Below are 25,358 nucleotides of genomic sequence, written 5' to 3'. Positions count from 1 at the left end.
CGGGTTGCAGCGAGCGCAAGATTTTTGATAAGCAGCAATCTGATTTTTGAATTCTCTGAATCTATAAAACAATAGAATTGCTGATAGATGTTTGAATACCCAGTGTTGTATGTTAATAAACTATATGCAGACGGGCTTTCATCTGCACATTGAATTGAAATGCTGTACAAAGGTATCAGCGTCTACGACTGCTATTGCGGCTACGTCCTCGCGCCATACCACCTAAAGCATTGAGCACTGCTAATTTACTCATGCTGCCTGAGGCATGGGCATGGCAGATCGCCGCAGCAAGCGCATCGGCAGCATCTTGTTGTGGTTTAACAGAAAGATTCAGAAGCTTCATGACCATCATTTGTACCTGTTCTTTATCTGCTGCACCATAACCCACAACAGATTGTTTGATTTGGCGGGCAGTATATTCAGCAACTTGCAAATCTAGGTTGACCAAAGCAGCGATAGCTGCGCCACGCGCCTGTCCCAGTTTCAATGCTGAATCTGGATTTTGTGCCATAAAAACTTGTTCGACGGCTGCTTCTGTAGGACCATGAAATTGAACGATTCGATCGATTCCTGCAAAAATTCGTTTTAAACGTTCAGGCATCTCTGTTGTTTCAGTACGAATTGTACCTGCATCAATAAAAGAAAGTTTTTGACCATCTTTCTCAATAATCCCATAACCTGTTAAACGTGAGCCGGGATCAATTCCAATAATTAAAGGCATAATACTGTTTATCGTAAATCTTATTTAGATTATATGATGCTATCCAGGGATTGAAAGTAAAATTTTAAGTTATTGGCTGTGTGATCAAACAACAAATAGGAGAGCTTGCTTGAAGAATTTTGTGCAAATCAAAAATCAGCATGTGTATTGGGTTCATCGTTTAATGACACTGATCTATCTGGTGGGATTCATCTTGCTCGGTTTTGGAATATTGCAGAAATTTGACCTAGATGCATTGATGACTTTTCTGATCCTGATCTTGGTTTTCGGCTGGATGATGTATTTACATTTTATTGCCTCGATAGAAGCTGAAAAAGGTTCAGAAAGAGGGCGGCATATTTCGCGATTTATTGCAGTGATTTTACTGTTTTTATTTCCAATTGGAACACTATTGGCAATCTATCTATTTTATAAAACATCGTCCGGTGAATGGCAAAAATAAAGAAATTCGAGATTAAACACAAAATTACCCTTTAAAAATTCGGGAAAGCCCTTATAAATATAAAAGTGATGAAATTCATGGCATTTGATGTATGATTTTCCAAGCTGAAATTTAATTTATCTTTGAGATGCTTTGTTTCGATGAAACTTTTTCCTATTATTTTAATTGGTATCATTCTTGAAATTGCTGTGTGGATTGGCGTAGCTCAATTCATTAGTGGTTGGTACGTGTTCTTCTGGTTTATCATCGCTTTTGTGATCGGTTTAAATTTATTACGTTCCAGCACTGCGACGATTATGCCGCAGTTACAGCAAATGCAAATGACAGGAATGATGGGAAATGACCCTGCGATTGCCAAAAAAATGGCAACTGCATTTGCAGGCATTTTGTTGATGATCCCAGGTTTGATCACAGATGTTTTAGCATTGTTGGTGATTCTACCGCCTGTTCAGAATGCAATTAAAAATGCAGGAATGAAATATATGGCAAAAAAACAACAAGCCATGATGAATAACATGATGGGCAACATGGGCGATGCGCAAGGGCAAAATCCCTTTGCAGATTTAATGCGTCAAATGCAGGATATGCAAAACCAACAATCAGGTGGTCAATATCGTGATTCCACAATTATTGATGGAGAGGCACATGAGATTGAACCAGATCGTAAGCAAATTGAACTTAAAGATGTAAATAAAAAATAAAGTCATTTTTAATGTGATTGAATTTGAACGCTGAGTCTAAAGATTCAGCTTTTTTTATCGCTGAAATTTGTGGTTTTACAGTGCAATCAGACAAGTCTCTTTTGTTCATCTATTGGAAAACACAGATTTCATGAGGACAAATTATTTCTTAAATGGTTGATCAAACGGTATAATTGGCTCGCCCTAAGCAATAAGATTAAATTATGTCAATGTTATTGACCATTTGTGCACTGCATTTTGTTGCACAGCTCAGTCCAGGACCAGATGTATTGCTGGTTGCTAAAAGTTCAGCCTCTACTTCACGTGCAAATACCCTTAAAATTATTTTAGGCATATCAGCCGGTGTCTTGGTTTGGGTGATCTTAACGCTATTGGGCTTTACGGTTTTATTGGAGCAGTGGCCCTGGATTCAGCAAGTGTTGATGTTGATTGGTGGATTCTTTCTGGCTCGAATGGGGTATGCCATGTTGAAAGGGGGTATTGCCACACTTAAACAAAGGACCAATCTTGATGGTGTGATAGCGCATGCACCGAAAAACTATTTTCTTTTGGGACTTTTTACAAACTTGGCCAATCCTAAAATCGTGATTTATTTCAGTAGTGTTTTCTCATTGGCATTAAGTTCAAGTGCGGGATTAAACTTAAAACCGCAATTGGCAGTAATCATTCCGATTCAGACATTTTTAGTGTTTAGTCTATTGATGTTGATAATGTCGATTCCCAAAATAAAAGCGATCTATCAACGTTCCGGAAGCTATATTGATATTCTCTCTGGAAGTTTTTTCTTATTATTTGCAGTTTTCCTCTGGGTAGATGTGCTTAAAATGTTTTATTGATTTTCATTGTTTCTAGGCGTTGTTTTTTCATCGTTCACATGTTGTGCCGGGATATTACCAAGCTGTTCTTGTGTCTGATAGCGACGCGGATCTAAAGTTTTGATCTGGTTTTCGGATTCAGAATATCTACGGCTACGGTTGGCGCGTTCACGCAAGCCACCTTTTTTGATCAGTTGGACCAAAATAATCTCCCAAAATCTAATATTTGCCTATGCTTGAATTATACCTTGAATACACAGGATACAGAATATTGATCTCTGGGTATTGAGTGAAGAATAAGTTTGAATTGAGGCTGATTTCTGGTTTTCGCTAATATTTATATAAGTTTATGAATTTTATCAAAAATAAATAGAAACAAAATTTGCTTGTCAAATACGGTGAATCATGTAAACTTAAAAATGTAGTTAAATTTTTACATTACTTATATGGATATAATGGTAGTGTAATAAATAAAAACAATAATAGTGCCATAAAAAGGAGATCCAAAGATGATTCTACAATATCATTGCGCTTGCTGTAATGAAGCAGTGACTTCGACCCAAAAAGTTTGCCCGAAATGTGGCTCTCAACATATTAAAAGCCCATATGGGTTATGGACCTTTTGTCTAGTGGCTTGCTTGGTTGTGGCAGTCACCTTTAAAGTCGGGCATTTATATATTCAAAATCATAATACTGAAGCACCTGAACAAGTTTCGATATTGAGTGTTTTACAACAGGATTCTAAGCCCAGTCCAGACTAAGCGGGTTTTATTTTCGAGAATAAGATGAAGAACATGCAAATAAAAGAAAAAAAGACGACAGGAGTTTTTGGATTTAGTTTAAATTGAAGCTGCTAGAGAGGAGGGATTTTTTTGAGGTATCTATTTCCATAATCTTTAACAAACAAAAAGCTCGCATCTGCGAGCTTTTTTGCTTTGGATTTTTGAGCAATTATAGATTTGCTGATGCTTTAAGTGCTTCAACTTTATCTGTTTTTTCCCATGTAAATGCAGTGTCGGAACCTTCACGACCAAAGTGTCCATAAGCAGCAGTCTGCTTATACATTGGCTGAATCAAATCAAGCATACGAGTAATGCCATAAGGACGTAAATCGAAGTGCTCACGAACCAATTGAATGATCAATTCGTCAGAAACTTTACCAGTATTGAAGGTATTGATTGAAATTGAAGTTGGTTCAGCCACACCAATCGCATAAGACACTTGAATTTCACATTTATCTGCAAGACCCGCGGCAACGATGTTTTTGGCAACATAACGACCTGCATAGGCTGCAGAACGGTCAACTTTTGAAGGGTCTTTACCAGAGAAAGCACCGCCACCATGACGAGCCATGCCGCCGTAGGTATCTACAATAATTTTACGACCTGTTAAACCACAGTCACCCACAGGTCCACCAATCACGAATAAACCTGTTGGATTAATATGAAATTTCGTTTCAGCATGGAACATTTCAGCAGGGATGATCTTTTTCACGATTTCTTCAATCACTGCTTCTTTGAGGTTCGCTTGTGAAATTTCAGGATCATGTTGAGTCGAGAGTACCACTGCATCTAAGCGAACGGGCTTGCCATTTTCATAAGCAAACGTAACTTGGCTTTTGGCATCTGGGCGTAACCATGGCAATGTACCGTTACGACGCAATTCAGCTTGCTTTTCCATTAAACGGTGTGCATATGAAATTGGCGCAGGCATCAACACATCTGTTTCACGGCTTGCATAACCGAACATTAAGCCTTGGTCGCCTGCACCCTGATCTTCAGGTTTTTGACGATCAACACCTTGTGCAATTTCTGGTGATTGTTTGCCAATCATGTTGATCACGGCACAGGTTGAGCCATCAAAACCAAGATCTGTATGGTGATAGCCAATACCATTCACCGTGTGGCGAACAATCGATTCAAAATCGACGTTTGCTGTTGTGGTGATTTCACCCGCAAGAACGACCGCACCAGTTTTTACTAATGTTTCGCAGGCAACCCGTGCATATGGGTCTTCTTTTAAGATTGCATCCAAGATAGCGTCACTGATTTGGTCAGCCATTTTATCTGGATGGCCTTCGCTCACAGATTCCGAAGTAAAAACAGCATACTCGCGCATGAAAGTCCTATCACAGTAATTTATAAAGACGCAATATGTTACATCGACTTCAGCCTGAGGACTAGCATTACCTGATTAAAAATCATGAATAAAATTCATTTTAATGTGTTTTTAATTGATATATTCATTAGGAAAACTGATAAAGGTGGCGGATTTTGTAACGTCGGCGCTTTTTAAAACCGCTTAACTTGCTTTTGATTGAATGATTTAAATGTATTCAGGTTGAAATTAATTTCTCTTTATTGCCACTATGTGCTTATTGCGATGGTGATGAAAACTCATGTTTAAAAATGTATCGCATAATCATGATGAGTGTATTCAAGTTTTGATCCAAATAGCCAACCGATATTTATCATTTTTAAACAGACAATGCAGTATTGCGATCATTTTTTAATTAATTTGCAACCAAAAGGGATAAATATAGACTTAAGTCTTTACCCTGATCGTTTTTTTTAAGACAATACAGCACAGTTTTTGAATTTTTATTCTTCTTCCTAAATTTTTATCTATTGGATCTGATCTATGACAACCCCGTTGAATGAACGTCGTATAGCTAACGCAATTCGTGTATTGGCTATGGATGCTGTGCAAAAAGCAAATTCTGGACATCCAGGTGCACCAATGGGGATGGCTGATATCGCTGATGTCGTATGGCGTGAATTTCTGAATCATAATCCGACAAACCCACAATGGGCAAACCGTGACCGCTTTGTATTGTCAAATGGTCATGGTTCCATGTTGCAGTACGCACTGTTGCATTTAACGGGCTATGATCTTTCCATTGAAGACATTAAACAGTTCCGTCAATTACATTCTAAAACGCCAGGTCATCCAGAATTGGGTTATGCGCCAGGTATTGAGACGACAACTGGTCCTTTAGGTCAGGGGATTGCCAATGCGGTTGGTTTCGCACTTGCTGAAAAAACTTTAGCTGCTCAATTCAACAAAGAAGACATCAAAGTTGTAGACCATTTTACTTACTGTTTCTTGGGTGATGGTTGTTTAATGGAAGGCATCTCTCATGAAGCATGTTCACTCGCAGGAACTTTAGGTCTAGGAAAACTGATTGCTTACTATGATGACAACGGTATTTCTATTGATGGTGAAGTAGAGGGTTGGTTCTCTGACGATACTGAAGAACGTTTCAAGGCTTATGGTTGGCAAGTTCTGCGTGTAGACGGTCATGATGCTGATGCGATTCGTGCTGCAACGGTTGAAGCACGTGCGGAGACTGCAAAACCAACCTTGATTATCTGTAAAACCATTATTGGTTTAGGTTCACCGAACAAGCAGGGTAAAGAAGACTGTCACGGTGCACCATTAGGCAATGATGAAATCACACTCACCCGTGAAGCATTAGGTTGGAAAGAAGAAGCATTCGTTATTCCTTCTGATATTTATACGGCTTGGGATGCTAAAGCGAAAGGATCAGCATCAGAAGCGACTTGGAATGAAACTTTTGCTGCCTATGCTGCAAAATATCCAACGGAAGCAGCTGAATTTAAACGCCGCGTAGAAGGTGATTTACCCGCAGATTTCTTGGCTCAAGCAGATGCATATATTGCTGAAGTGAATGCGAAAGGTGAGACAATTGCAACACGTAAAGCGAGTCAAAACGCAATTCAAGCATTTGCACCTTTACTTCCTGAAATTTTAGGTGGTTCTGCTGATTTGGCAGGATCAAACTTAACCTTGTGGAAGGGGGCCAAAGGTGTAGAGTCAGATCCGGCAGGTAACTATGTACATTATGGCGTACGTGAGTTCGGTATGACTGCAATTGCCAATGGGGTTGCTTTACACGGCGGTTTTATTCCTTATGTTGCAACTTTCCTGATGTTTATGGAATATGCACGCAATGCTGTTCGTATGTCTGCATTGATGAAACAACGTGTGATTCATGTTTATACGCATGACTCAATCGGTCTGGGTGAAGATGGTCCTACACATCAACCTGTAGAACAGATTGCTTCTCTACGTGGTACTCCAAATTTAAATACGTGGCGTCCATGTGATACGGTTGAAGCATCGATTTCTTGGAAATCTGCATTGACACGTAAAGAAGGTCCAACAGCATTGATCTTCTCCCGTCAAAACCTCCCGTTCCAAACACGTACTCAGGCACAAATTGAGAATGTTGCAAAAGGTGGTTATGTATTGGCTGAAGAAAAAGGTGAATTAAAAGCAATCATCATTGCGACCGGTTCGGAAGTTTCATTGGCAATGGAAGCTCATGCACAGCTTGAAGGCGTACGAGTTGTATCTATGCCATGTGCAGAAGAGTTTGTTAAACAAGATGCTGCGTACCGTGAAGCCGTACTGCCTTCAAACATCCGTGCACGTGTTGCCGTTGAAGCAGCTCATGTTGATTACTGGTGGAAGTTTGTTGGTTTAGATGGCAAAGTTATTGGTATGACAACTTATGGTGAGTCTGCTCCAGCAAAAGACTTGTTCCAGTTCTTCGGTATCACGACTGAAGCTGTGGTTGCAGCTGTAAATGAGTTAACTGCTTAATATTCTGCTTTTTAAAGCGATAAGAACGCCCCCAAGTGGGCGTTTTTATTTTGCAGATGTTGCATCGATGTTGTGGAAAAATTCACCAAATTTTAGTAGCAGTTTTTAGCAAAAGGTATATAGTTGTGCCATTCATTCAGTAATCATGAAATATGGTGATACATATACCATAAGTGAGGAAAATATGAGCCTTTATGAGCAGATTAGTGATGAAATCACCTTGATGGATGCAGGTGAGCAAAAATGGATTGGACAGGATCTGCCACTTGAGTCTATGGTTGCAGTTGAGTTGCTGTTACAGGACTTTCAAGAAGACAAAATCATCAAGATTCGACGCAAGAACCATGAAAAGCATTCTGGCTTAAAACAGGTTGATCGTGTTTTGGTTGAAAAGCTCTAAAATTAAAAAGCCCCGAAAGGGGCTTTTGTTTGATATGGATGAAAATAAATCCATCTAAATAAAGATCAGTGACAAAAGTTTTAACTTTGAGGTGACTTAATAAGACAACTTGTTTAGTCCTCTTTTAGAGGATGTTGATCAAGGTCGAGCACAGTCTCAATCTGGATATTCGAGGTTAATAGTTTATGTACGGGGCAGCTTTCAGCAACTTTAAGTAAACGTTTATGTTGTTCTTCAGTGAAATCGCCTTTGAGTTGAATTGTTCTTCTAATATTGTTTTGACAGGCTGCAGGTTCATTTTCTGGATTTAATGCTAAATCAAGTTGGACATGTTCAATTTTCAATCCTTTATGCTTGGCATACATTTCCAATGTGATGACTGTACATGCGCCCAAAGCAGATAAGAGAATTTGAATGGGATTTGGTGCAGTATCCTGTCCTCCTTTATCGTTCGGCTCATCGGCATGCCAGATATGCCCTTGAGGGTTGGTTAAGGTGACACGATAGGGAGTTTGTGTGCTGTGAGCTTGAGCAATGTTCGCCATAAAATTGTTCATCATATAAAAGTCATGAACTATAAATATAAAATTTTCACGTCATGATCCAGTGCAATTTATTTCTTTATCGATTGTAGCGACTTGATCCAAATGTGGATTTTTGATCGTTTGAAGTGTCATTTTCTTATTAAACCTCTATAAAACAAACCTTTAGTTGTGAATATAAGGTTCAAGTTTATGTCTCTCGAGAGAATCATTTGAATCGTTGCATATATGCAACATATCGTATTATCAATAACAGTGAATTTGTAAAGGAAGCGTATAGAATAATAGTCATTCGATAGCGAGATTAACAATATGAACTTTAAAGCATTAACATTAGGTTTGGCGGTAGCTTCAGTTGCAACTTTAAGTGTTGCAAAACCAGTTGATTACAAAATTGATCCAACGCATACAGCGACAGTTTTTACTTGGAATCACTTTGGTTTTTCAACTCCTTCAGCAAATTTTAGTGACATTCAGGGAACAATTTCGGTAGACAATGCAAAACCTGCCGATTCATCTGTCAACGTAACTATTCCATTATCAAGTTTAAATACCAATGTAAAAGCATTGGATGAACATTTAAAAACCCCTGATTTTTTTGATGCTGAAAAATATCCAAACATCACTTTTAAAAGTACCAAAGTTCAAGCTTTAGGTAAAAATAAATACAAAATCACAGGTAATCTTACAGTGAAAGATGTGACCAAACCTGTGGTATTAGACGCAGTTTTAAATAAGCAAGGTGAGCATCCAATGACCAAAGCACAGTCTATTGGTTTTAATGCGACAACTTCGTTTAATCGTTCAGCATTTGGTGTAGGCGCATATGTGCCAAATGTAGGTGATAAAATTACCGTAAACATCACTACTGAAGCTTCAATTCCAGCAAGCAAATAATGATCAATACCGGCTTACATTGACAGAGTTCGATGTAAGCCATTTTAGCTACATCGAATAAATAATCTGATGATTTTCAAAAATTCAATATCAAAATACCTGACTCAAAAATCACAACTGTTTCATGCGCTTTTGAATATTGCGACGCAACGATTTATACCATGTTTTGCAAGGTCAATTACCAGCATAAGATTTCAAACCGTTTCAATAAAACCTTGATGATTCTATTCTTTTTAAAGAGCTGTGCGAATGAGCCATGAAAAACAGTTGCTCAAAAGCATGTATTTCAGAAACGCTTTACGCAAATATTATTTGTCCATTAAATCAATAATCAGGCATGGTTAAATAACCAAATGAATTATTTTCATTTTTAGCTGAGTTTTTATAATTATTCTTCATACAGGAATTGAGTTAATATGATATGGCGCAATGGAATTGCATATTTATAATATCTGATCATTAAAATAAGATATTGCGCATACCAACTTTAGCAAGTTGGTTTTTTTTCAATATAACTTTATATAACATCGGCTGGAAAACAAAATTTTAAATGTAGTGTTTTTCTGGTGTAGTAAAAATTTACTGCAAAATAAATCTCTTATGCATAATTTTCAAAATCTGGATGAATTTATTGATTTTGTATTAGATTGTTACGGCAATATCTATTTTTAAATAGAAAGTTTAGTGTTGGTTTTTTAGCTTTGTTTTTATTCATCATTTTTTGAAATCAATTAAAAATGATAAGGAAGATCGTCAATGTTCAGTCAGGCAAATGATATTTTAATGATCGCTGCATTATTTGATGCTGCAGCTGCAATCGAGCACTTGGCTTGTATTGCTATTGGTGGATCAGCTTTTCGGTTTTTAGGAGCGGGTGAGCGTTTAGCACGTGAATTTGAAGCAGGTAAAATTCAACCTATTTTAGTGACCATTTTGATCGCTTTTATTCTTTTTTCATGGTCGGCTTTTGCACTTTCTGGTGCAGGGATGTTGGGGCTACTTCCATTCACCAAATGGATATTGATTGCAATTTCAATGGTATTGATTACGCGTGCTTTGGCATTTCCCTTATTAAAACCCTATTTTCCTGAAAATTCCATGAAGTTTTGGCTCATTTCATCAGGCATTTGTTTTGTGATGGGGATGGCACACTTATATGGTGTGATAACACAATGGAATCAATTATAAATCATAGGTGAGCGGGAAGTTTGAATCTAACCTTGATCCTCATCGCGAATCCTTAGAGATTGTTTTGATCAGGAATTTGCTTTTCGATTTGAGAGGGAATTGAAAGAATTATATTTTGTAAATGATTTTAATTATCATTTGAGGTGTTGATCCAATGAAGATGAAGTTAAAAGTGGCAGTGCTTGCGGTTACTTTGGGGTTCAGTTTCTCAGCAAATGCTGAGTTTAAGCAATTAGCATTACCTTATGGTGCGAATGCATTGGAGCCTGCAATAGATGCAACCACCATGGAAATTCATTATGGTAAACATCACAAAGCCTATGTTGATAATTTAAATGCGCAAATTAAGAATTATCCTGATCTGGATCAGCTCAGTATAGAGGCTGTTCAAGCACAAATTTCAAAATACAATACAGCAGTGCGTAACAATGCTGGTGGACATTTTAAACATACATTTTTTTGGGAAAGCTTATCTCCCACTGAATTTTCAGGAAAGCCTTCAATGAAATTATTAAAACAGATAAAAAAAGATTTCGGCTCTTTTGAAAATTTTCAGACTGAATTCAATGAAGCTGCAACAGGAAGATTCGGTTCAGGTTGGGCTTGGTTGATTGTGCAACCGAGTGGTAAATTGACAGTGAGTTCTACAGCCAACCAAGATAATCCTTTGATGGATATTACCGAACTAAAAGGAACGCCATTATTGGGATTGGATGTATGGGAACATGCTTATTATTTAAAATATCAAAACCGCAGGGCAGATTATACCAAAGCATTTTGGACTGTTGTGAATTGGAAAAAAGTCAGTGATCGTTATGCGCAGGCAATCAAATAATCCACCAGTGAAACCATTTTCGAGCGGTTTTTAAAATTCTGGGATAAAAGGAGGGAGGATGAGAAATAAAATCATTTTTATTGAATAGATATATTGCACATCTAATGAAAAGGGTTGTAGCGATTCTTTCTAAGTTCTAGAAATGCTAATACAGTTGCTACAATCGCTAGAATCCCGACAAACAAGATGATGAGATCAGACAGATAAAGTCCAGCCAGGATACCGAGCAAGGCAATAATAAAAGATATGATCAAAATAACTTTGAGTAGGATATTGCTCATGAGACATTCCTCGCGGGGTAAGTATAATAAGGTTTAATTGATAATGATAATCAATAACAATATTTTACATTAATTCTAGATCTAATGAAATCTAAGCGAAAGATGTTAAGTGCATATGAATAAGATCATTAAATCTACTCTTTCATTGGGTTTACGTGGTATCTAGACTAAAAACAACGCAAAATTTGTAAGTTTATTTTAGCAATAGTGCTTTCTTTTATTTAAGCTAATGTTTTAGCATCAGAGTTTTAAGATTTTATCTTTGGAAAAAATTATATATTTTCTAGCACTTTTGTTATGCAGACGATGTATAGAAGTAAAAATCAATTGAAAATTATATTTTTAATCCCTTCCATAATTTCATTTGCTTATTGAGATAATCAAAACTGAAATATCATAGGGCTGAGAAAAAATAATGCCATGACAACAAGATGTTGTCATGGCATTAAAACGTTAGGCATTCATTTAGCGTTTGTTATGGCTGTGCTTTTGGGTCTTCTTGCTGCGCACTTCTAAATAACTCCCATTCTTCTACGACTTTGCCATCGGCTAAACGACAATATCCGACTTCATTACCACGTGAATCTTTCTTGACAATTGATGTACCGCCCACTTTATTACAGTAAACGCTGGCAGGGTTTGCCATGCCAAGAGATTGAGGTTCAGGTGTTTTTTTCACTTCAGGTGTTGAACAAGCTGAAATCAGCATCGTAGTGAGCAAAGCTGCTCCAATCAGTATTTTTTTCATTGCTACATGGATATAAGTTTTGAAGGATAAATTATAAAACCCTCAATTCGACGCAATGTATTTAATATGTTATCTATTACGCACAAATTAGACATTCTTTATCGTTGCCCATTCAAAGGTTTTTATATTGATCAAAGATGAGTCATTTATTGGAGGCAAATATTGTTAATCCTAATATTTGCCTAAATTAATCAAGGAAATTATTGATCAAAGTTTTTGAGGTAATGCTCAATAACAAGAGGCGCCTTTAATTCTAAGTGAGGAGCATAAGTTTTATTATCTGCTCGCAGTTGAGAAATATTTATACCTGCTTGACGCAGTTCACAGGTATGGCCAATCAACCATTTTTCCATGTATTCCGCGGCAACTTCCAGATGAAATTGTAAGGCAAGAATATTTTGCCCAACTCTGAAAGCTTGATTGGTATACACCGATGAGCTTGCGAGTAATTCAGCAGAAATGGGTAAGTCAAAACTATCCCCATGCCAGTGTAGAACTTCCTGATTGGCTAGCGGTAATAATGGATTGTTCTTTACCAAGCTAAGTTTTAACCTGCTCCATCCAATTTCTTTTTGATGTCCTGGATACACTTTTGCCCCGAGTGTATGCGCAATTAATTGAGCACCTAAACAAATTCCAATAGTCGGGAGGTTTCTAGCGATACGTTGTTCAAGATAGCTAATTTCATCATTTAAGAAAGGGTAATCATCCGTCTCATAAACTCCAATCGGTCCACCTAAAATAATGGTTAGTCCTTCAAACTCAAGTGCGGGTTTTAAATTATCAACGCCTGCTTCAAAATAACGAACACGATAACCGAGTTCATAAAAAGTATCTTCGAGAGTTCCTAGATCTTCAAACGCTAAATGTTGGATGGCATAAATCGTTTTGGGAAGCGTTGTGTTAGAAGTAGCCATAATTTGACAGTGGATTAAGTAAGCTTATTGCTATTTATACCAGTTTATACATCCTTGAACACGCAGTTTATGCTTTAATTTGCAACATTGCCTGTATCATTTTTTTACTCGATTCTAAAATGACCAACTTGATCTCTTCATCTGCAATGCTACGCGCCATAAGAATTGCACCGACCAATTGGCATAAAACAGCCCAAGCTTTTTCATCACTGGCTAAATGTTTAGAAAATAACGCATGCCCGCGTTGTAATTCTTTTTGATAGAGCTGTTTAATATCTAGGTCTGAACGGGAAATTTCAGTGGCTAAAGCAGGTAAAATACAACCATACTCAGCATGCTCGACATGTGAAACTGATAGGTACCGATTCAGTTCGAACTCTAGCCATTGTTCTGCTTGGTCGTATGGATTGTTTTGCCATTTTGCAATACTGTCTTTTAGCTCATTTTCTACAAGTGCCTTGAATAAATCCTGTTTAGACGAAAAGTGTGAATAGAATGCTCCGCTCGTTACGCCTGCAGCTTTCATGAATCCGTCTATACCGGTTGCAGCAAAGCCATTCTTTTTAGCGAGTTGCCCACTAACTTCAAGAAGTTGCTTCCTTTTTTCTGCTTTATATCCAGACTGGTATCGCATAATTTTACATCAATCTTTTCTTGACCTTATTTTAAAACTATAACATAGTAATCGTTATAATAACGATCGTTATGTAAAGGAATGAGCTTATGCAAGATCATATTCAAGGACACAATAATAAAGTCGCGTTGGTCATTGGTGCTGGAGATGCAACAGGAGGAGCAATAGCCAAGCGCTTTGCTCAGGGGGGGTATATCAGCTGTATGACACGGCGTAATGCTGAAAAACTAACACCCTTGATTGAAGAAATTGAAGCGGCTGGTGGTCGTGCATATGGCTTTGCCTCAGATGCTCGCAAAGAGGAACAGGTTGTTCAATTGATTGAGGATATTGAAAATAATATTGGACAAATCGAAGTTCTGGTTTTTAATATTGGAGCAAATGTACCATGCAGTATTCTCGAAGAAACAGCACGTAAATATTTTAAAATTTGGGAAATGGCATGTTTTGCGGCTTTTTTAACTGGGCGTGAAGCTGCGAAGCGTATGGTCACACGACGACAAGGGACCATTATTTTTACTGGTGCAACTGCTGGGTTGCGTGGAGCTGCATATTTTTCAGCATTTTCTGGAGCAAAGCATGCACTTCGGGCACTTGCACAAAGTATGGCTCGTGAGCTAGGTCCACACAATATTCATGTGGCGCATGTTGTAGTAGACGGTGCAATCGATACTGACTTTATTAAAAATTCTTTCCCGCAAATTTATGAAAAGAAAGATCAGGATGGTATCTTGAATCCTGAACATATCGCAGAGAACTATTGGCATATTGCACAGCAGCCAAGAGACTCATGGACCCATGAATTGGATTTAAGACCTTGGATTGAGAAATGGTAAGTGACTTTCTAAAAGAAAGTTTTACTCAGGGATTTTTTAGAATAATAAGCCGAGTTGGCTAGAGGATGACAGAATATGAAACAGATTGAATTTTATTTTGATCTAGGAAGCCCATACAGCTATCTTGGTTTTTATCAGATTCAGAAAATTGCAAAACAGCATCAAGCACAATTGGTTTGGAAACCCATATTACTCGGTGGGGTATTTAAAGCAACTGGAAATAGTAGTCCCATGACTGTCCCTGCCAAAGCCCGCTATTCAATGGTTGATATGCAGCGTTGGTCAAATTTATGGGATATTTCAATCCAAATGAATCCATATTTTCCTATAAATACGCTGAATTTGATGCGAATAATTACTGCGGTTCAGCTTTATCGCCCTGAATGTTTTTTAACAGTATTGAATGCTTTGTTTGATGCCATGTTTGGACATCCGCAAAATTTAAATGATATGGATATATTAATGAGCTTGATTGAATCACTTGGCTTTAGTGCCGAACAGGTGCAAATCTGGCTATCCGATGATCAAGTTAAACTGCAGTTAAAGCAGATGACTGAAGAGGCGATTGAACGAGGTGTGTTTGGTGCACCCACGTGGTTTGTAGGCAATGAAATGTTTTGGGGGGTGGATCATCTGCATTTTGTGGAAATGGAATTGAATAAATCATGAGGTGATTTTTATGATTGATAAATGTATCGTTGTTGATGAAGTAACAAGACCATTTCGATATATGATAGAGATTGCTGTAATGTAGCCATTTCACTTTTTATCATTTATTCAGCAGATTTCAGAATATCTTGTACACGTGAAAAGCTTATTTTCAATATTTACTTGAGCAACATTTCTCATCCATGATTCAAGCTTCAATAATAAAAATGTTGTAACAACCCAAGAATCAGCGCTAGAGTAAATACAGACAATACAGTTTGCATACTGATGGTTGCCGCCATCAGTTGGTAATCGCCATTTAATAATTTGGTTAAAATATAGGCGGATGACGCGGTTGGAATCGAAAAGAAAATCATGATGGCAATCACTGCTGAAGCATCTAAAGCAAATAATTGCATGATGATAAATGCGAGGAGTGGAATAATCAGTAATCTGATTAGGCTAATCACCAGTGATTTTTTCAGATAATGCTTGAGCGTTGAAAATTGTATTGCGGTTCCCACACATAACAGCCCTAGCATTAGACTACTGCTGGAAAAGGCACTGAGTAAATTTGTAAAACCTGACCAAATTGGAATATGCAGTAAGTTAAATGCCATGCCAAGAATGCATGAGCTAATCAATGGATTTTTAATCAAAGAAAAAAAGATAGCTCTAATGTTTAACTGATTTTTAGGGCTTAATGAAAGAATGGAAATTACATTGACCGCAGGAATTGCGATCGCAAGAATGTTGACCAATATACTTTTGATTTCCGGATTGTTCAGACTTGTCGCAATAGATAATCCTAAGTAGGTATTAAAACGAATCAAGCTTTGCATGTATACACCAATCTGTGCTGCGGGTGCTTGCGTTAATCCTGCCAAAAGATAGACACTGCCAACGATCAGCATCATCACTAAAAAAATCATGCCCAGAATACTGTGTAGATGTCCCATATTCATATCAGCATTGGCCAGAGAGCTAAATAACAAGGCTGGAAATAAAATATAGTAATTGAGCTTTTCTGCGCCATTCCAGAATTTTTCATCAAGCGTGCCAGATTGGAATAGATAAAAACCCAAACCAATTAATGCAATAGATGGAAACAGAATTTGAATCATTTGCAACATGATGAATGCTCTATACAAAATTGGTCAAACGAGTAATTTTGGGACGTGTTTAAGCGAGGCTTGTATAACTTAAGATAAAGAATATGACTTATGCCTATTCATGGTAAAATGAGTTTTTACTCATGGATAGAGTCGCCATGACATTTACTCAACTCAGCATCTTTGCCGTGCTGGCTGAACAAAAAAGTTTTACGGTGGCTGCACAACGTTTGCAAATTACCCAGTCTGCAATTTCCCATGCAATCAAAGTCCTGGAGCAAGAATGGGCTGTGACTCTGTTTTATCGCAATCATAATGAAGTTGAGCTGACTGAAGTTGGAATCAGGCTTTTGGTGCATGTCAAAGAAATTCTCAATATTTCAAATCTTTTAAAGCAAGAAATCTCTGATATACATGGTTTTCATTCAGGCACGTTGAGAATTGGGTCTTTTGGTGCATCTTCTTCTAATGTACTCATTCCCTTGATACTGGAAAAATTCAGTTTCCAGTTTCCCAATATTGAAGTCTTTATCAAAGAGGGCACAGACAAAGACATTTCACAATGGATTCATGACCGCACAATCGATGTAGGCTTTGTGGTATTGCCAGAAGAGCGTTTTGATACTTTTCCTGTCATTGAGGATATTTTTATTGCACTTATTCCCAAGTCTAACCCATTGGCACAACACAGTGCTGTGAGATTAAATGAATTGGTCGAATATCCTTTTTTGATGACTTCAGCGGGTAGCCAGAATCATGTGACGGAGATGTTTAGAAAAGCAAATTTAAGTCCAAAAATTAAAAGCTATTTTTCGCAAATTTTAACCATCATTAATATGGTAAATAATAATGCTGGCGTATCCATTGTTGCAGATATGGCATTGAACAAGGATTTGATGACCCTTTTCCCCAATGTACAAAAAATGCCTTTGTCTCCCAACATAAAGCGATCCATAGGTTTGGCTGTAAAGAATAAAAAGCAGATCACTCCAATTGCACAGGCATTTATTGATATTGCACAAACAGTTTAAGGCGTTATTGAAAGTAACAATCTCTTTGGATGTTTCGCAAAAAGGTGGAAAATATGATGGCTCAGTTATTCTATAAATTACTAGAACAACCCCAAAAAGCGTTTGTATTTTGCCTCGTTGTTGCCAATCTGTGTTTGTGGGTAATTGGTTCGATCAAAAGTTTTGAGGTCTTATGGGTACTAGGTTTTCTATTTTTTACCGCATTTTCTGCATTTTTCATGTCTTTAGCATTGAGCGATATCGTGGAAAAGAAGTTCAGCCATAAAATCTACTTTCAATTGTTCTTTTATGGGTTGTTTATAGTTCTATATTTAACTTTGAATAGATATAAACTGCTGTGGGATCAGAGTTTTCATGCACAGCGAATAGCCATGTTTGGGCTTGTATTTCTAACCATGTTGTTGATGTTGAATTTAAGAGCTACACTCGGCTATAGTTTTGAAGTCATAAAAATATTGTGGCGGAAATATAGGTAAACTGTTGAATAAACCCATCATGAAATGATTGTTTTATCGCTAAAAACAGTGAGTGTTGATATTGGGTGTTATGGGTTTTGATCGATGCGTTTGGAAGATTTACAAAAGCAAATCTGTGAAAAATATAATTCAAAATATATCCCGCTTGATGGCGGGGAAATGGTGGCTTTTGCCATGCAAAGTTTAGGTCAACAACCAATTTATGCAGTGCGTATCCTTCTTGAAAAAGAAGAAAATGTATCTTGGTTCATCCATTGTGGGGAATATTCTTCAGCATCTGATTTTTATCAAGCGATGCATGTATCCCATCTACAAGAATACCTACCTAAAATTTTACCTTATTTGGCGCTTGAACAAGGCTTTCACGTTATTATTGATGAACATGGCTATGAAGATGTCTGGTTAAATCCTGCAGTAGAATAAAAATCTGAACGGGTTATTTAAGATAAAACCATGCTTAAACATTTAAATCATTCAAGCAAAAAAGCGAACCGCAGTTCGCTTTTTATGGATTAAAATCAAGTAAGAACTTAGAAGAAGCCCATTGCTTTTGTTGAGTAGCTGACCAATAAATTTTTGGTCTGCTGATAGTGATCTAACATCATCTTGTGATTTTCACGACCGATACCTGACTTTTTATAACCACCAAATGCTGCATGTGCAGGGTAGATATGGTAACAGTTGGTCCATACACGACCAGCTTCAATCGCACGACCCGCGCGATAGGAGGTATGTGCAGAACGTGACCATACACCGGCACCTAAACCATACATCGTATCGTTGGCAATTTTGATTGCTTCATCATAATCTTTAAACGTTGCGACAGACAATACAGGTCCAAAAATTTCTTCTTGGAAAATTTTCATGCTGTTATCGCCTTTAAAAATCGTTGGTTCAATATAGAAACCTTGCCCAACTTCTTGGCGATCGCTACCGCCTGTAAGCAGTTGCGCACCTTCAGCACGACCAGTCGCGATACAACCCAGAATTTTATTGTGCTGCTCTTCAGAAGCTTGAGCTCCAATCATGGTATCTGTATCGAGAGGGTGACCCGTCTTGATGCGTTTTACCCGTTCTACCGCCAACTCCAAGAATTTATCGGCGATACTTTCCTGAACCAGTGCACGAGATGGACAAGTACACACTTCACCTTGGTTCAATGCAAACATTGCAAAACCTTCAAGTGCTTTGTCTAAATAATCATCATCTTTATCCATCACATCTTCAAAGAAAAGGTTTGGAGATTTACCGCCAAGTTCAAGCGTAACAGGAATAATATTTTCGGTTGCATATTGCATAATCATCTGTCCAACAGCTGTCGAACCTGTAAATGCAATTTTAGCAATGCGTGGATTGGTTGCGAGTGGGCGACCTACTTCAACACCATAACCATTGACGATATTCAATACCCCTGGCGGTAGAATGTCTTGGATCAGTTCAGCAACGACTAAAATACTTGATGGCGTTTGTTCAGCAGGTTTTAAAACCACACAGTTACCTGCTGCAAGGGCAGGTGCAAGCTTCCATGCAGCCATGAGAATAGGGAAATTCCATGGAATAATTTGACCTACTACCCCTAAAGGCTCGTGAAAATGATAGGCAATCGTATCTTCATCAATCTCGGATATGCCTCCTTCCTGAGCACGTAAACACCCTGCAAAATAGCGGAAGTGGTCAATTGCCAAAGGAATATCCGCAGCAAGTGTTTCGCGAATTGGTTTACCATTTTCCCATGTTTCAGCAACTGCCAGTAACTCTAAATTCTGTTCTAGACGATCTGCAATTTTTAACAGCAAATTAGAGCGTGTTGTTGGAGAGGCTTTGTTCCATGATGCTTTCGCTTTATGCGCAGCATCTAAGGCAAGTTCGATATCTTCAGCAGAAGATCGTGGAATTTTGGTAAAAGCTTTACCGTCAACGGGTGAGATATTGTCAAAGTATTGACCTTTGACGGGTGCTACCCATTTGCCATCAATAAAGTTTTCATATTGAGCTTTAAACTGAACCTTTGAACCAGGTTGATTTGGATCGACATAACGCATAAGAGTATCCCTTTACTTATTTTCATGATCTTTCATGATTTGCTGGATATTGCATGTATCAACAGTGATTGTTTACATGATAGCTTGAGCATAGAGAGTCAAAGGTAGGAGAAAGGTTGGATGAAAATACTGGGATATTTGCGCTATGATTTAATTTTTGAAAGTGTTTTCTTGTTTGTTGAAAAGTAGCTAAATATTGACAAAAAAAGATTTTATTCTAACGCTTTGGTATGAGTTGTGTTGACCAAAGTGAATGTAAAGTTGATAGTGTGCTAGAGTGATTTATAGGCAGTTCCGTTGGATAAAAATAACAGTAGGGAATAGGTATTTTTGGACAAATTACAGAGGAATGTAGCGTATGTTAAGCCAACAAGAGTTAGCACATAAACGAAGTTTAATTGAACAGTTACGTCAAAGTAGTAGTTTGTCATTAAAACATGCTGATCAACTGGGACAGAGTATTTTGAGTTCATGGCAGCGTTCCAATTCAGCTGCAATTCCGAAAGATCGAGAAGCTGCGCCTTTGATGAGTGTCAAGCAAGATCGTAAAACTGTATTGGAAAGAGCGATTGAACATTGCAGTGATGAATTGACGCATATTGCGGAACAATCTGCAATGGTGGCTGCTGTAGGGGATATCGGTAGTACAATCATTTGGTCAGCTGCAAGTGGTCAAATGCGGAATGCAGCAGAACGCGTGCATTTTATTGCAGGTGGGCAGTGGCGAGAGGATTTGGTTGGAACGAATGCCTTGGCGCTTTCATTAAAAACCCAGCAATCGAGTTGTGTTTTTTCCAATGAACATTTTATGTCTTCTGTGCATGATTGGGTATGTTATGCATCACCGATTATAGATCCATATTCCAAGCAAGTTTTAGGAGTGATTGATCTTTCAACAACATGGAACTATCACAACAGTTTGGGTTTACTGGCTGCTGAACGTTGTGCTTCAATTATTCAATCCGCATTACTTGAATTCCAGCAACAACATTTATTCATTCGCGCTTTTGCTGTGCCGCAAGTTTTATTCAACGGTAAGATTGTGGTCTTGACGCCACGTCAAATCGAGATTTTGACCATACTCGCGCTATGCCCACAGGGGATGAATTTAGAAAATTTACATCAGGCGTTATATGGTGAACGTAAAGTCAGTGTGGGTACATTGAAAGCAGAAATGTCTCAACTGCGAGATATTTTAGGGGGAATGTTAGGGTCTCGACCATATCGACTGCTGGCTCATGTTGAAGCTGACTTCTTGCAGGCTGAAAATGCATTGGATGCAGGTTATATCGAATCCGCATTAAAATTATGCAAAGGTGTGTTTTTAGCGAAGACAGAAAGTCCCTTTTTATCTGCATGGCGAGATTGTCTGGAATCACGATTGAGCGAAGCGATTTTTAAAGCCAGTGAAACGGATGTGTTATTGAAACATTTAGCGCACTTCCCTGAGGCAATAGATGCAGTAGAGCGCTTGATCGAGTTAACACCGGTCGGGCATCCTGCCCATCAGATGCTCACAAAATATAAAGATGAGCATTGATTGGCAGGCTTTTACGCTATCAGCACATAAAATTGCATGATTGAACCCGTTCAGATTAGTTATGTTTTTGTGCGAGCCAGGCAAAAAGTTGTTGATAGACTTGTGCTCTTACTGGGGGAGCAGATAAAACTAGATCATGTAAACCGTTCTGTATCGTCATCACATTTACATCCCCCTGAATTTTGTTGGCATATTTGATGATGTCTTTTACTTCTAAAATGACATCTGTGGATTGTGCATCCCGATTGAATTTTTTGGGATAGGTGGTTTTATGTGAATGCATAATTAAGCTCGGTATATTGAGTTTTACCCCCTGGTGAATTTCTTTTTGTGCTTCAAAAATCGCATGGACAAAGCTTAAATACACTTTTGGATAAGTTTTCTTTTTCCACTCTAGACTAAAGTTCCATTCTCCCCCTAAATCTTGATGTAAACTCGTGACGTACCATTTATTTAATTCACTTGGAAATTTTAAATTTGGTAAATGCTTACCCAATGCACTGAGTCTTGGTAGTGCCAATTTTTTTTTCCAAGAAGGCATGTTGAAATCATAAAATGGACTATTACACCATAAAGCATGAAGCAGCGGGTGCTGTGGATTGTGTGCGGCATACAAGGTCGAAATTAATCCTCCTGTAGAATGTCCTGCTAACACAACCTCGGTATGACCTTCTTGTCCAATCATTTCCAATGCTTTGGTAATTTCTTCATCATATTCGTTTAGATTAAGAACATAGTAATATTTTTGATGGGGCAGATGGGAACGTCCATATTTTCTTAAATCAAGCGCATAAAAATCATAACCATGTTGATTGAATTGTTCGGCCATTTCAGTTTGAAAAAAATAGTCAATAAAGCCGTGAATATAAAGCACAGCTTTCTGTGTCGATTGAGATGCTTGCTTGCGGACTAACGTTGCAGTGACTTTCCCTTCATAATCATCAGGAAAATTCAAAGTCAGTTGTTCATAACCTGCACCAAGAATATCTGCTTGGTATTGTGGAATTTGAGTGGTCATGGTGAATTCCTGTATATTTATTTGCTTAGTATTTATTTCGACTTCACAGATGCTTGCAAAAAATATCCCTGCGCTATAGGGCTATAATTAAACCACCATAAACTGCGTTATGAAGTTTGACAAGGGGATGGTCATTGCCAGTATTTCATGCCTTATCAGGTTTTAACCGATAAGGCAATATTGGGTTGAAATGTCAACAGACGCTTATAACATCCGAAAATTAAAGATAATCTTTTACAAGATTATAAGCGACATCATACAGTTGTTGGGCAAGTTGCATATTTTTTGCTTTTGTTGAACGAAAAGCTGGTGTTTGTAGACTCGCATAGTCCCCATTGCGTTTTGACCATGATGGATCAAAAGCCATTTTTTTTATTAATTCGGCAGGTTTTGAAGGGGGAATTAGTCCGAGTTTAATGATTGCATATTGCCATTTCGGCAGTTCGCGATAAATTTCTGAGTCAACACCACCTGGATGTAATGCATTGCTGGTGACATTGGTTCCTTGTAGCTGTTGAGCAAGAATATTGCTGAATAATAAATTAGCTAGTTTGCTGTTTGCGTAACTCAACACACCATTGTATTTTTTAATTTGATCAGCTTTAAAAATTTCTGGTTTGATATTGCCCAGTACATGCATCATGGACGCTAAATTGATGATGCGCCCCTGCGCTGAGTTTTGAACAAGTGGAAGTAGCTTGAGTGTCCATAAGAATGGTCCGAGAAAATTCACACCGATCTGTTTTTCAAAGCCATCTTCCGTTGCTTCAAGTTGGGGCGTCATCATACCTGCATTATTTACCAATACATCTATTTTGGAATATTTGGATATAATTTCATTCGCTGCCGCATTGATTTGCGCCAGACTATTCAAATCAAGGGTAATATGATCGACCTGACCTGTCCCAAATGATTGTAAGTATTGTTGGGCTTCTTGAGCTTTTTCGGGATTACGGCAGGCAAGAATAACATGATGACCTTCTTTGACAAATGCTTCAGCTGTTGCGAGTCCAATCCCAGTATTTGCACCCGTGATAACGATGGTTTTGATTGTTGTTGTCATTGCTAAAATAATCCGCTTTTGTTTTAAGCATCATAGACAGGGTTGCTGCTATTTTCAATATTTTTGACAATTGATATTGTCATTTTTAGGTTAATATTAAAAAAGACATAAAAAAAGGAATATTGTCGAAACAATATTCCGGAACACAACGTGAGCTAGCCAAAAACCAATCGCTAAATTAGTCTAGTAAAGTGCAACTGTGATGAATTACATTGCGGATTCGAAGATCGCAATTACTTGAGCATCTGTTGCTTTGCGTGGATTTGTTAACATACAGGCATCTTTTTGAGCATTCGATGTCATCACAGCATGATCCTCAGCTTTAACTCCCAATTCTGTCAAGCCCGATGGGATACCAATAGAGGCTGATAATTCTCGGATTGCATCAATTGCTGCAAAAGCAGCTTCTGTGGTGGTTAAACCGTCTGTATCTACACCCATCAGCTGTGCAATTTTTGCATAGCGATCAGGACATGCAATTAAGTTAAATTCACACACGTGCGGCAATAAAATCGCATTGCATACGCCGTGAGGAAGATTATAGAAACCGCCAAGTTGATGCGCCATTGCATGTACATAACCCAGTGAGGCATTGTTGAAAGCCATACCTGCTAAATATTGTGCATATGCCATTGCATCACGTGCTTCGATATTTTCACCATTCGCTACTGCGGGACGCAACCATTCACTGATCATCGAAATGGCTTTTTCTGCACAGGCATCTGTGATTGGATTTGCAGCAGTCGACACATAAGCCTCTACCGCATGTGTCAAAGCATCCATCCCTGTTGCTGCTGTTAAAGCAGCCGGTTTTGCAATCATCAGTTTTGGATCATCAATTGCAACAAGTGGGGTACAACGCCAGTCAACAATCGCCATTTTGACATGGGTATCTGTGTTGGTAATAATGCAGAAGCGCGTCATTTCAGAAGCAGTACCTGCTGTTGTATTGATCGCAACAAGGGGAGTCATGGGTACTTTACTTTGGTCAATCCCTTCATAATCACGGATATGACCACCACCAGCTGTAACTAGACCAATACCTTTTGCACAATCATGGGATGACCCGCCACCCAGTGAAACGATAAAATCACAACCGTTTTGATTATATTCATTGACGCCATTGTGAACGTTAATATCTGTAGGATTTGGTTCTGCGCCTGGAAATACGTGACTTTCTACACCTGCTTCCTTGAGATATCCAACAATAATGTCAGCAACACCAAATTTGAATAAACCAGCATCGGTGACGATGAGCGCTTTTTTTGCCCCTAAATTTTGTGCTTTTGTACCGACTTCTTTGGCACAGCCAGGTCCAAAAAGTGATACGCAAGGGATATAAAAACCGTTTGTTTGATCTGCAATATTTTTAAAAGCCATGGTGCGATTCCTTTTACCATTGTTATGTCATGTTTCCAATCGGTGTTGTTCACCTTGAGATTGAGTATCAATATTGCAGACCAGATTGCATACCTACTAAAAACCTACCAAATACACAACGGTCTTTTTTCTAAATAAAATGATGATTTATATGGTTTAAAAAAAGATATAAAGTTTTTCTTTATAATCTTACAGCCCCAAATTAGATGGTTTGAATCAGATCCGGTTAAAATGATCAAAAAAATTTTTTATTTGGTATTTTTTGTTTTGACAGATGCTCAAATGGCAAAAAACTGAATATTTTTACAGCAAAGTATGAGATTTATAAAAAATCATTAAATTCTCACTTTTTGATAATGTGTTTAATTTATATAAAGTGAAATTTTATGTGAGATATTTGATATTTTTGTTTTAGTATTTTTACTGGGAAATAGACTTTTTAAATATTATATAATTGTTAAT

Annotated in this window: 28 protein-coding genes; 15 read left to right on the top strand and 13 right to left on the bottom strand. The window is 38.0% G+C overall.

Annotated elements, in window-relative coordinates; all coding sequences use genetic code 11:
- Positions 1-175: 175 nt before the first annotated feature.
- Positions 176-721 carry a crossover junction endodeoxyribonuclease RuvC gene (gene ruvC / locus IMO47_RS06060; RefSeq protein WP_004824318.1) on the bottom strand — a complete coding sequence of 182 codons (546 nt, stop codon included), beginning with the start codon at positions 719-721 and terminating at the stop codon, positions 176-178.
- A gap of 109 nt (positions 722-830) precedes the next feature.
- Here ruvC and IMO47_RS06055 point away from each other — a divergent pair, with 109 nt between their 5' ends.
- The 3 genes from IMO47_RS06055 (at position 831) to IMO47_RS06045 (ending at position 2,700) form a co-directional block, all read left to right on the top strand.
- Positions 831-1,163, top strand: a complete 333-nt coding sequence (locus tag IMO47_RS06055; protein WP_196075617.1) for a hypothetical protein — start codon at positions 831-833, stop codon at positions 1,161-1,163.
- Between the two features lie 140 nt (positions 1,164-1,303).
- Positions 1,304-1,864: an FxsA family protein gene (locus IMO47_RS06050; protein WP_196075616.1), complete on the top strand. Its 561-nt coding sequence runs from the start codon at positions 1,304-1,306 to the stop codon at positions 1,862-1,864.
- A 203-nt stretch (positions 1,865-2,067) separates the two neighbouring features.
- Positions 2,068-2,700 (top strand): LysE family transporter, encoded by a 633-nt coding sequence (locus IMO47_RS06045; protein ID WP_196075615.1) that lies wholly within the window; start codon positions 2,068-2,070, stop codon positions 2,698-2,700.
- On the opposite strand, the gene IMO47_RS06040 is transcribed toward IMO47_RS06045, so the two are convergent.
- Positions 2,694-2,882 carry a hypothetical protein gene (locus tag IMO47_RS06040; RefSeq protein ID WP_196075614.1) on the bottom strand — a complete coding sequence of 63 codons (189 nt, stop codon included), beginning with the start codon at positions 2,880-2,882 and terminating at the stop codon, positions 2,694-2,696. The two genes, IMO47_RS06045 and IMO47_RS06040, sit on opposite strands and share 7 nt — an antisense overlap.
- A 306-nt stretch (positions 2,883-3,188) precedes the next feature.
- On the opposite strand from IMO47_RS06040, the gene IMO47_RS06035 reads away from it, so the two are divergent.
- A complete protein-coding gene (locus tag IMO47_RS06035) occupies positions 3,189-3,440 on the top strand; it encodes a hypothetical protein (protein ID WP_196077617.1) in 252 nt (83 codons plus the stop codon).
- Between the two features lie 190 nt (positions 3,441-3,630).
- Here the strand turns inward: IMO47_RS06035 and metK are convergent, their stop codons facing one another.
- Positions 3,631-4,797: a methionine adenosyltransferase gene (metK, locus tag IMO47_RS06030; protein ID WP_196077616.1), complete on the bottom strand. Its 1,167-nt coding sequence runs from the start codon at positions 4,795-4,797 to the stop codon at positions 3,631-3,633.
- 522 nt (positions 4,798-5,319) lie between these two features.
- Between metK and tkt the strand changes: the two genes are divergently transcribed.
- The gene (tkt, locus tag IMO47_RS06025) at positions 5,320-7,308 is read left to right on the top strand and encodes a transketolase (protein WP_196077615.1); all 1,989 of its coding nucleotides are present in this window, start codon (positions 5,320-5,322) and stop codon (positions 7,306-7,308) included.
- A 184-nt stretch (positions 7,309-7,492) separates the two neighbouring features.
- The gene (locus IMO47_RS06020) at positions 7,493-7,708 is read left to right on the top strand and encodes a hypothetical protein (RefSeq protein WP_004824308.1); all 216 of its coding nucleotides are present in this window, start codon (positions 7,493-7,495) and stop codon (positions 7,706-7,708) included.
- A gap of 113 nt (positions 7,709-7,821) precedes the next feature.
- Here the strand turns inward: IMO47_RS06020 and IMO47_RS06015 are convergent, their stop codons facing one another.
- Positions 7,822-8,253, bottom strand: a complete 432-nt coding sequence (locus tag IMO47_RS06015) for an OsmC family protein (protein ID WP_196077619.1) — start codon at positions 8,251-8,253, stop codon at positions 7,822-7,824.
- 309 nt (positions 8,254-8,562) lie between these two features.
- On the opposite strand from IMO47_RS06015, the gene IMO47_RS06010 reads away from it, so the two are divergent.
- From IMO47_RS06010 to IMO47_RS06000, 3 genes are all read left to right on the top strand, one after another.
- Positions 8,563-9,147, top strand: a complete 585-nt coding sequence (locus IMO47_RS06010) for a YceI family protein (protein ID WP_196077614.1) — start codon at positions 8,563-8,565, stop codon at positions 9,145-9,147.
- A gap of 756 nt (positions 9,148-9,903) precedes the next feature.
- Complete coding sequence (locus IMO47_RS06005; RefSeq protein ID WP_196077613.1) at positions 9,904-10,335, top strand: hypothetical protein; 432 nt, start codon at positions 9,904-9,906, stop codon at positions 10,333-10,335.
- 154 nt (positions 10,336-10,489) lie between these two features.
- Positions 10,490-11,170 carry a superoxide dismutase gene (locus IMO47_RS06000; protein WP_196077612.1) on the top strand — a complete coding sequence of 227 codons (681 nt, stop codon included), beginning with the start codon at positions 10,490-10,492 and terminating at the stop codon, positions 11,168-11,170.
- 101 nt (positions 11,171-11,271) lie between these two features.
- Here IMO47_RS06000 and IMO47_RS05995 read toward each other — a convergent pair whose 3' ends face one another.
- From IMO47_RS05995 to IMO47_RS05980, 4 genes are all read right to left on the bottom strand, one after another.
- Positions 11,272-11,451, bottom strand: coding sequence for a hypothetical protein (locus tag IMO47_RS05995; protein WP_196077611.1), 180 nt, complete (start codon positions 11,449-11,451; stop codon positions 11,272-11,274).
- 475 nt (positions 11,452-11,926) lie between these two features.
- Positions 11,927-12,199, bottom strand: a complete 273-nt coding sequence (locus IMO47_RS05990; RefSeq protein WP_196077610.1) for a DUF333 domain-containing protein — start codon at positions 12,197-12,199, stop codon at positions 11,927-11,929.
- Between the two features lie 200 nt (positions 12,200-12,399).
- Positions 12,400-13,116: a glutamine amidotransferase gene (locus tag IMO47_RS05985; protein WP_196077609.1), complete on the bottom strand. Its 717-nt coding sequence runs from the start codon at positions 13,114-13,116 to the stop codon at positions 12,400-12,402.
- 67 nt (positions 13,117-13,183) lie between these two features.
- Positions 13,184-13,750, bottom strand: a complete 567-nt coding sequence (locus IMO47_RS05980) for a TetR/AcrR family transcriptional regulator (protein WP_196077608.1) — start codon at positions 13,748-13,750, stop codon at positions 13,184-13,186.
- Positions 13,751-13,839: 89 nt separating this feature from the next.
- Here IMO47_RS05980 and IMO47_RS05975 point away from each other — a divergent pair, with 89 nt between their 5' ends.
- A complete protein-coding gene (locus tag IMO47_RS05975; RefSeq protein ID WP_196077607.1) occupies positions 13,840-14,586 on the top strand; it encodes an SDR family oxidoreductase in 747 nt (248 codons plus the stop codon).
- Between the two features lie 75 nt (positions 14,587-14,661).
- Entirely contained in the window at positions 14,662-15,255 is a 594-nt protein-coding gene (locus tag IMO47_RS05970) for a 2-hydroxychromene-2-carboxylate isomerase (protein ID WP_196077606.1), read from the top strand.
- Between the two features lie 194 nt (positions 15,256-15,449).
- On the opposite strand, the gene IMO47_RS05965 is transcribed toward IMO47_RS05970, so the two are convergent.
- Positions 15,450-16,367 carry an AEC family transporter gene (locus IMO47_RS05965; RefSeq protein WP_196077605.1) on the bottom strand — a complete coding sequence of 306 codons (918 nt, stop codon included), beginning with the start codon at positions 16,365-16,367 and terminating at the stop codon, positions 15,450-15,452.
- 137 nt (positions 16,368-16,504) lie between these two features.
- Here IMO47_RS05965 and IMO47_RS05960 point away from each other — a divergent pair, with 137 nt between their 5' ends.
- The 3 genes from IMO47_RS05960 (at position 16,505) to IMO47_RS05950 (ending at position 18,276) form a co-directional block, all read left to right on the top strand.
- Positions 16,505-17,377: a LysR family transcriptional regulator gene (locus IMO47_RS05960; protein WP_196077618.1), complete on the top strand. Its 873-nt coding sequence runs from the start codon at positions 16,505-16,507 to the stop codon at positions 17,375-17,377.
- 53 nt (positions 17,378-17,430) lie between these two features.
- A complete protein-coding gene (locus IMO47_RS05955) occupies positions 17,431-17,853 on the top strand; it encodes a hypothetical protein (RefSeq protein WP_196077604.1) in 423 nt (140 codons plus the stop codon).
- Between the two features lie 84 nt (positions 17,854-17,937).
- Positions 17,938-18,276: a hypothetical protein gene (locus IMO47_RS05950; RefSeq protein ID WP_196077603.1), complete on the top strand. Its 339-nt coding sequence runs from the start codon at positions 17,938-17,940 to the stop codon at positions 18,274-18,276.
- Positions 18,277-18,383: 107 nt separating this feature from the next.
- On the opposite strand, the gene IMO47_RS05945 is transcribed toward IMO47_RS05950, so the two are convergent.
- Positions 18,384-19,895, bottom strand: coding sequence for an aldehyde dehydrogenase family protein (locus IMO47_RS05945; protein WP_196077602.1), 1,512 nt, complete (start codon positions 19,893-19,895; stop codon positions 18,384-18,386).
- Between the two features lie 358 nt (positions 19,896-20,253).
- On the opposite strand from IMO47_RS05945, the gene IMO47_RS05940 reads away from it, so the two are divergent.
- Positions 20,254-21,435, top strand: a complete 1,182-nt coding sequence (locus IMO47_RS05940) for a transcriptional regulator (protein WP_196077601.1) — start codon at positions 20,254-20,256, stop codon at positions 21,433-21,435.
- Between the two features lie 55 nt (positions 21,436-21,490).
- Here the strand turns inward: IMO47_RS05940 and IMO47_RS05935 are convergent, their stop codons facing one another.
- The 3 genes from IMO47_RS05935 to IMO47_RS05925 all read right to left on the bottom strand — a co-directional run bounded on the left by IMO47_RS05935 (position 21,491) and on the right by IMO47_RS05925 (position 24,896).
- Entirely contained in the window at positions 21,491-22,453 is a 963-nt protein-coding gene (locus tag IMO47_RS05935) for an alpha/beta hydrolase (protein ID WP_196077600.1), read from the bottom strand.
- A gap of 220 nt (positions 22,454-22,673) precedes the next feature.
- A complete protein-coding gene (locus tag IMO47_RS05930) occupies positions 22,674-23,516 on the bottom strand; it encodes an SDR family NAD(P)-dependent oxidoreductase (protein WP_196077599.1) in 843 nt (280 codons plus the stop codon).
- A gap of 207 nt (positions 23,517-23,723) precedes the next feature.
- Entirely contained in the window at positions 23,724-24,896 is a 1,173-nt protein-coding gene (locus IMO47_RS05925; protein WP_196077598.1) for an iron-containing alcohol dehydrogenase, read from the bottom strand.
- Between the last annotated feature and the right edge of the window lie 462 nt (positions 24,897-25,358).

This window comes from Acinetobacter sp. Res13-Abat-PEC15-P4-01, from assembly GCF_015676285.1.
Lineage (GTDB): Bacteria > Pseudomonadota > Gammaproteobacteria > Pseudomonadales > Moraxellaceae > Acinetobacter > Acinetobacter nematophilus.
Note: the sequence above shows the minus strand (reverse complement) of the source record. Positions and strands in the feature narration are given on the sequence as shown.